1 protein-coding gene is annotated in these 1,553 nt (G+C 44.8%); it reads left to right on the forward strand.

The window, feature by feature from the left end; translation table 11 throughout:
* The first annotated feature begins 137 nt into the window (after window positions 1-137).
* Window positions 138-1,520, forward strand: coding sequence for an IS4 family transposase (locus HNR65_RS17765; RefSeq protein ID WP_181552873.1), 1,383 nt, complete (start codon window positions 138-140; stop codon window positions 1,518-1,520).
* Window positions 1,521-1,553 lie beyond the last annotated feature (33 nt).

The following is a 1,553-nucleotide window of genomic DNA, read 5'->3' on the forward strand; positions in this document are numbered from 1 at the left end:
CTCAACTTTCGGGGATGAAATTTAGCCGATATTAAAATTCAACTTACTGATATTATTATTAGTATTGACGGGCTTCGCTTTTTTTGATACTTTTATTGCACCACACAAAAAAAGACAAAAAAAGGAAGCCCGTCAAAATGAAACATACACAAAATACACTTGAAAATCAAACAGTAAGCACTGAAAAATTAGGCATCCTTGCAAATATCTTTTCTGAATTTAAAATCGGCAGCTTGCTCAACGCTGCAGGAATCACCAAAACCAAGGGTGCCGGGCCTTTGGCCATTTTTACCGTTGTTTTTAACCTATCCTTTACCGGTAAGAATTTTTTCCAAAGCGTAGTCAAGGACCAAAGCATCCGGGTTGGCAAGGATGCGGTTTACAACTTCCTGAATTCACCAGTATATAACTGGAGACGCTTTACCTTGCTGCTGGCCGTTAAAATCCATCTACTGATCCGAAGTCTGCTGGACAAACCATCAAAAGAGGAAGTGTTGATTTTCGATGATTCCCTGTACTCCCGCAATCGATCCAAAAAAGTGGAGCTGCTGTCCAGGGTCTTTGACCACAATTCCAGAAAATACCTGAAAGGCTTCCGATTGCTGACCCTTGGATGGTCTGACGGCAACAGTTTTCTGGGTCTGGATTTTGCCCTTCTGTCTTCACCCAACGAAAGAAACCGATACAATGGGATCACCAAGTCCCTGGATAAAAGAACCTGCGGATACCGGCGCCGGCAGGAAGCCATAACAAAATCCACGGACCTTCTTGAACCCATGGTCAAAAGAGCTCTTAATGCCGGAATCCGCGCAAAATATCTCCTGATGGACAGTTGGTTTTCAGCGCCCTCCATAGTTTCTTCTCTTCGCCAGCATATGGGCATCATCTGCATGCTCAAGGATCATCCCAACTGGCGCTATGAATACAAAGGACAGAAACTCCGGCTCCGGGACTTATACGGCAAACTCAGCAAAAAGCGCGGCAAAGCCAGGGTTAAGGCCAGTGTTGTTGTCAAAATGCCCGATGGCAAAGATGCCAGAGTTATTTTTGTCCCGGGCGACAAAAAACGGGGCTGGCTTGCACTTCTTTGCACTGATACAGCCATAGCCGATGAAGAAATCATTCGGCTGTACGGCAAACGATGGGATATTGAGGTTTTTTTCAAAATGTGCAAGCAGCATCTCAACATGGTCAAGGAAATCCAGCTCAGGGATTTTGACGGCCTGATCGGGCATACATCCATGGTCTTTGCGCGGTACAATATCCTGACCTGGTTCCAGCGGCAGCAGGTTGATCATAGATCTTTTGGCGACTTATTCAGGACTTGCAACAAGGAGCTTGAAAATCTCAAATTTATCGATGCTTTGCAACGGATCATCCAGATGGCCAAAGCCCTGATACAAAAAACCGGGGCGATGTCGAAAAAAGCTGTCCAGGCCATCATGGATGCGGTAATGGGGGCTGCAATCATATTTTTCGGCTTTTCAAGTGACAAATCGAGCTTAATTTCAGAAGTTTAAACTGAATTTAGCTCCTCAGAAAGTTGAGTTAAA

This window comes from Desulfosalsimonas propionicica, from assembly GCF_013761005.1.
In the GTDB taxonomy this organism is placed as follows: Bacteria; Desulfobacterota; Desulfobacteria; order Desulfobacterales; family Desulfosalsimonadaceae; genus Desulfosalsimonas; species Desulfosalsimonas propionicica.

Excerpts from the sequence above, each read along its gene's own strand:
- HNR65_RS17765 (WP_181552873.1), top strand. The coding sequence starts at position 138 with ATGAAACATACACAAAATACACTTGAAAATCAAACAGTAAGCACTGAA.